Here is a 5320-nt window from a genome sequence, read left to right as displayed (position 1 = left end):
CTGTTGACCCACGGTCGGCGCCCGCGCAGCAGCTATTCGAGTATCGCCTCGAGAAGCGGCGGGGGAAGCGATCGGCAGACGAGGCGGATTGGAACGCGCTCGGTCGCAAAGGCTGGGAGCTCGTCGGTCTGACCCACAAGCACGCAGCCTTCAAGCGGCCGCTGCCGCCCGACCTCAGCCGCTGACGCGTTCGGGTGCGCCGTAGGCGCGAAGCACGTCGGGCACCTCACCCTGGAAGTTCTCGAGGATCGCGAGCAAGGCACGATCGGTGACCACGGTGCCGTTCAGCGTGTGCGGCGTCTCGAGACCGTCCTCTCCGCGGAAGCGGATGCCGAGTCTCCGCGCCTGGAAGTCGGTCGTGTTCGAGCACGACGTCACCTCGCGGTATCGCTCCTGAGTCGGGAACCACGCCTCGATGTCGATCTTCTTCGCTGCGGGCGCACCAAGGTCGCCGGCGGCGACGTTGACGACCCGGTAGGGCAGGCCGAGCTGCGTGAGGAGATCCTCCTCGAGCGCGACCATGCGGTCGTGTTCGGCCCAGGCGTCGTCGGGGGTCGTGAACACGAACATCTCGACCTTGTTGAACTGGTGGACGCGGAACATCCCGCGCGTGTCCTTGCCGGCCGCGCCCGCCTCGCGGCGAAAGCACGTCGAGAAGCCGGCGTAGCGGATCGGCAGCTCGCCACCTTCGAGGATCTCGGTCATGTGCATCGCTGCAAGCGCAACCTCCGAGGTGCCGGTGAGGAAGAGGCCGTCTTGCTCGAGCTCGTAGATGTTCGACTTCTCGGTCGGGAAGAACCCCGTGCCGATCATCGCCTCTTCCCGCACGAGCACGGGCGGGAGCACCGGCGTGAAACCTGCGGACGCGACATGATCGAGTGCGAACCGGTAGAGCGCAAACGCGAGCAATGCGGTGTCGCCGACGAGGTACCCGAAGCGTGAGCCCGAAAGGCGGGCCGCACGCTCGAGCTCGAAGCGGCCGACCTCACTCGCCTCCTTCGCGTCGGGGAGCAAGGGTTGCTCGCCGACACGGCGCAGCTCCTCCGCATCGTCCTCGGTGTCGCCGTCAGGGGCTGACGGATGCGGCGGGTTCGGGACGAGGGCGAGAGCGGCGTCGCGGGTCGTCTCGGCGACTGCAAGCTCCTCCTCCGCGCCGCGAAGATCCTCCTTCACCTGCTGCAGCTCCCCGAGCTGCTCGGGCGTCGGCTTCCCCTTCAGCTTCGTCCTGCTGCGGAGGTCGTCGACGCGCGGAACGAGTGCACGCCAGCTCTCGTCTGCGGCGAGCAGGGTGTCGAACGCCTCGGCTGCACCCTTTCGCGCGAGCGCGGTGCGCCAGATGTCGGGGTTGGCGCGGGCTGCCTTGAGGTCGATCATGCGAGGGATTCTAGGTACGCGTCGATGACGGTGGCGACGCCCTCGACCTCGGCGCTCGGGCAGATCCAGTCGGCCCGCTCGAGGAGCAACGGGTTAGCGTCCTCGACTGCGACCCCGAAGCCTGCTTCTGCGATCAGCTCGAGATCGTTCTCGCCGTCGCCGAAGGAGACGATGCGGTCGAGCGAGATCCCGAGGCGCTCGGCGACGAAGGCGATTCCCGTTCCTTTGGAGGCTGCGGGATTGCCCATCTCGAGGAGATGCGGGAGCGAGGTCGTGACGAACACGCGCCCGGCGAGCTGGTTGGCGACCGCGGCCCGCAGCGCCGGGATCGCTTCGGGATCGGCGACGGCAACGAGCTTGGTCGGTGCCTCGACGAGCCACGAGACCAGGTCGCCGACCTCCTCCACCGGCAAGTGCTGGAACTCCGCGTACCGGCGTGAGTACTCCGTGTGTCGATCGACGTAGAGGTTGTCGCCGACGTAACAGTTGGGTGGATGGCCGAGCGCTGCGAGGAGCGTGATCACCTCCCGGGCCGTGTCGAGCTTGAGCGGCTCGTGGAGCAGGAACGTGCCGCTTGCGGGGTCGACGACCGCGGCGCCCTGATAACAGACGACGGGCTCCTCGATCCCCGCCTCGGCGAGGTACGGGCCTACCGAGCGGAACATCCGGCCGGTCGCGACGATCACGGGGATGCCGGCTGCCTGGGAGCGGGCGATCGCGCCGCGGGTGCGCGGGTGCAACAGGCCGTCACGACCGACGAGCGTGCGGTCGAAGTCGCAGGCGAACGCCTGGACATCGGATGGAAAGGACGGTGGGAGTCTCAGCCGCCGGTGGACTGCGTGATGTACGCGGCGACGTCTGCGATCTGCTGGGGCGTGAGCTGCTCGCCGAACGCGGGCATGCCACCCTGCCCCTTTGTGACCCTCGCGACGACCAGCTCGGTGTCCGGCTTTGCTTCGTCGAGGTTAGGCCCGACGGCGCCGCTCGCTCCTGCATCCGCAAGTGTGTGACAGCCACCGCAGCTGGACGCGCCCGTGAACACGGCCTTGCCGGCGACCGCATCGCCCGTCAGCTCGAGCGCCGGAAGCGCCTCGGTGTCGGTCGTCGCAACAGGCACCTCGCCGACGACCGTTTCGGGCGTCGCGGCCTGATCCGTTCCGTCGAGGCACCCTGCAGCCAGGAGGCCGATGGCGAGGACGAGCAGTGCGGCTACGACGTGAGTGCGACGCATCAATGTGGAGTTTAACCAGCCACGCCGGATTGCGTAGGGTGTACCCATGCTCGTCGGACGCTCGATGCACGACCAGTGGCTCTCGAACGCCTATGTCCTCGGCGATGCTCCGGGCGGAACGGCCGTTTTCGTCGACAGTGGAGCACCTCTCGGACCGCTGCTCGATCTCGTCGAACGCGAACGTCTGACGCCCACGCACCTGCTTCGCACGCACGCCCACGGCGATCACATCGAGCACGAGGACGAGCTTTGCGATCGCTTCGGGATCCCAGTCGTGATGGGCGACCTCGTCACGGGCGGCCTGAGCATTCGCGCGATCGAGCTTCCCGGCCACTCCGACGATGGGCTCGCATTCGTTGCGAACGACGAGATCTGCTTCAGCGGCGATGTCCTCTTCAAGGACGCCGTCGGTGGCGGCCCAGCCGACGTCGTGCAGCTCTCGGTGATGGACGGCCTGATGACGCTGCCGGCGGAGATCCGCGTGCTTCCCGGTCACACCGAGGAGACGACGATCGGCCGCGAGTGGGAGCACAACCCGTTCGTCACCTACTGGCGTGGCGCTGCTCCGTCGCTCGGTGAGGCGGTCACCGTCGCCGGCGAAGACGCCGAGCTCGTCGTATGGTCGCCCGACTACGACGGCAACGGCAAGGCGCTCGTGCGCCTGGCCGACGGTTCGGAGCGGATCGTCGGCGGCTCGCGCGTTTCCCGGAGCTCCTGAGCCCTGACGTGCGCCTGATCGTCGCCCGCTGCGAGGTCATCTACTCGGGCCGTCTCAACGCCGTCCTCCCGGAGGCCGTTCGCCTCCTGATGCTGAAGTCGGACGGCTCGTTCCTCGTTCATGCCGACACGGGGGGCTTCAAGCCGCAGAACTGGATGACGCCCCCGACGGTGATCGAGCACGAGGGCGAGCCACCGGAGCGGATCGTGGTGCGCAAGCGCGCCGGCAAGACGGAGGACCGGCTCGACATTCGCATCGTCGAGATCCTGAGCGACGTCGAGCACGACATGGGGGAGGCAGCGGCGCTCGCGAAGGACGGGGTCGAGCGCGATCTCCAGCTCGAGCTCGCGGGCCGCCCCGACGCCATCGGCGACGGGCTCCGCCTCATCGAGCGCGAGTGGCAAACCGACATCGGTCCTGTCGACCTGATGTGCCGCGATCGGGACGGCGCGTGGGTTGCGGTCGAGATCAAGAGGATTGCGACGATCGACGCCGTCGAGCAGCTCTCGCGCTATCTCGAGCGCATCCAGACGCTGCCCGGGATGGCTGCCTGTCGCGGCATCCTCGCGGGGCAGAAGGTCGTGAAGCAGGCGCGCACGCTCGCCGAGTCACGTGGGCTCGCCTGGGTCGAGGTCGACCTCGACGTGCTTCGCGGCGAGAAAGAACAAGACTTGACGCTGTTTTCTGCCTGAAGACAGACATGTCCTTAGTGGACACTTGAGGGGCACGAGCGTACACTTGATGCTATGAGAGTGGAGGTCGGCGTCAGAGAGTTACGAGAGAACCTGGCCGAGTGGCTGGACCGCGCTGCGGCGGGGGAAGAGATCCTCGTCACGGAGCGGGGGCAGCCGAAGGCACTTCTGAGCGCAGCCGAGTCTGCCTGGGACCGGATGATTCGAGAGGGGCGAATCACGCCACCGACAGGGAAGCCGAAACCGCTGCCGCCGCTGATGAAACCGGTCGGCGAAGGCCCAACGATGTTGGACTACCTGATGTGGGTGCGTGGAAGGCCCTGGCCCGGCCCTGGCCCAGAGCCCGGAACCGAGGATGACCCGGTGTGATCGCATACCTGGACTCCTCGGCGCTCGTGAAGCTCTTTCTCGACGAGTCCGGTTCGGATGTCGCGCGTGAGGTCTGGGACAGCGGGGCTCCACTTGCAACGAGCCGGGTTTCCCACGCGGAACTCGCGTGCGCGCTCGCGGCCGCCATCCGGTCGGGGCGGTACGGGCGCGCTGCAGTGGATCCCGACGTCATCGACGGAGCGTTCCTTCGTGGTCGGGCGTATCTGGTCGAGGTCGACAGTGACGTTGTCGACTCAGCTGCTGTCGTCGGAGTGAGACATAGTCTCCGAGGGATGGATTCGATTCACGTTGCGAGCGCCATCGGCCTCCGGGCCTTTGACCCGCTGCTCGTATCGTGGGACCACCGTCAGCGTCACGCAGCTGATGCTGAAGGCATCGATGTCTACCCCGATATGACGACTGCCGCCTTGAGATAGTCGCGGGGCGGATCTGCCAGAAGCCCGGCGACGCCGTCGAGTCCGACCTGATGCGTGATCAGCCGCTCGAACGGATAGGCGCCGCTACCGAGAAACGCGAGCGCCGTGCGCACATGACGGGGCGTGTGGTGGAAGGCACCTCGGAGCGTCACCTCCTCGTAGTGGATGCGGAACGGATCGACCTCGACGCGGCTCTCGCGCGGCAGGCCGCCGAAGGCGAGAACGGTGCCGCCGGGCCGCACGAGCTCGAGCGCGATCTGCCACGCCTCGGCGGTGCCGGCCGCTTCGATCACGATGTCGGCTCCTTCGCCCGTGCCGGTCTCGGCGCCGAACAATGGTGCGAGCGCCTGGCGTTCGGGCCGCGAGCCGACCCCGACGGGCCAGCCGCCGGCGTCGGCGATGCACGCGCACAGCATCAGGCCGATCGGACCGAGGCCGACAACGGCAACGGTGTCCCCCGCCGCGACGCCGGCTCGCTCGACGCCGTGGAAGCAGCAGG

9 protein-coding genes are annotated in these 5320 nt (G+C 67.8%); 5 read left to right on the top strand and 4 right to left on the bottom strand.

The features are described from left to right. Positions 1-185, top strand: a 185-nt coding sequence (locus ABIR74_RS01135; RefSeq protein WP_348174771.1) for a hypothetical protein, incomplete at its 5' end; no start/stop codon positions are given. On the opposite strand, the gene serS is transcribed toward ABIR74_RS01135, so the two are convergent. Genes serS through ABIR74_RS01120 form a run of 3 tightly spaced genes read right to left on the bottom strand, consistent with a single transcriptional unit; the run spans position 175 to position 2605 of the window. Continuing rightward, positions 175-1374 carry a serine--tRNA ligase gene (serS, locus tag ABIR74_RS01130; protein ID WP_348174770.1) on the bottom strand — a complete coding sequence of 400 codons (1200 nt, stop codon included), beginning with the start codon at positions 1372-1374 and terminating at the stop codon, positions 175-177. The genes ABIR74_RS01135 and serS overlap by 11 nt on opposite strands. After that, positions 1371-2198, bottom strand: a complete 828-nt coding sequence (locus ABIR74_RS01125) for an HAD family hydrolase (protein WP_348174772.1) — start codon at positions 2196-2198, stop codon at positions 1371-1373. Before ABIR74_RS01125 ends, serS begins: the two co-directional genes overlap by 4 nt. Then, positions 2195-2605 (bottom strand): c-type cytochrome, encoded by a 411-nt coding sequence (locus ABIR74_RS01120; protein WP_348174769.1) that lies wholly within the window; start codon positions 2603-2605, stop codon positions 2195-2197. Before ABIR74_RS01120 ends, ABIR74_RS01125 begins: the two co-directional genes overlap by 4 nt. A 46-nt stretch (positions 2606-2651) precedes the next feature. On the opposite strand from ABIR74_RS01120, the gene ABIR74_RS01115 reads away from it, so the two are divergent. The 4 genes from ABIR74_RS01115 to ABIR74_RS01100 are packed head-to-tail and all read left to right on the top strand — an operon-like array spanning position 2652 to position 4821. After that, positions 2652-3323 carry an MBL fold metallo-hydrolase gene (locus ABIR74_RS01115; RefSeq protein ID WP_348174768.1) on the top strand — a complete coding sequence of 224 codons (672 nt, stop codon included), beginning with the start codon at positions 2652-2654 and terminating at the stop codon, positions 3321-3323. A gap of 8 nt (positions 3324-3331) precedes the next feature. Then, positions 3332-4015: an endonuclease NucS gene (gene nucS / locus ABIR74_RS01110; protein WP_348174767.1), complete on the top strand. Its 684-nt coding sequence runs from the start codon at positions 3332-3334 to the stop codon at positions 4013-4015. 54 nt (positions 4016-4069) lie between these two features. Further along, the gene (locus tag ABIR74_RS01105; protein WP_348174766.1) at positions 4070-4384 is read left to right on the top strand and encodes a type II toxin-antitoxin system prevent-host-death family antitoxin; all 315 of its coding nucleotides are present in this window, start codon (positions 4070-4072) and stop codon (positions 4382-4384) included. Beyond that, positions 4381-4821, top strand: a complete 441-nt coding sequence (locus ABIR74_RS01100) for a type II toxin-antitoxin system VapC family toxin (RefSeq protein ID WP_348174765.1) — start codon at positions 4381-4383, stop codon at positions 4819-4821. Before ABIR74_RS01105 ends, ABIR74_RS01100 begins: the two co-directional genes overlap by 4 nt. Here the strand turns inward: ABIR74_RS01100 and ABIR74_RS01095 are convergent. Next, positions 4788-5320, bottom strand: a 533-nt coding sequence (locus ABIR74_RS01095; RefSeq protein ID WP_348174764.1) for a zinc-binding dehydrogenase, incomplete at its 5' end; no start/stop codon positions are given. The genes ABIR74_RS01100 and ABIR74_RS01095 overlap by 34 nt on opposite strands.

Source organism: Gaiella sp. (genome assembly GCF_039915195.1).
In the GTDB taxonomy this organism is placed as follows: Bacteria; Actinomycetota; Thermoleophilia; order Gaiellales; family Gaiellaceae; genus Gaiella.
This window is presented reverse-complemented; position numbering and strand designations above follow the sequence as displayed.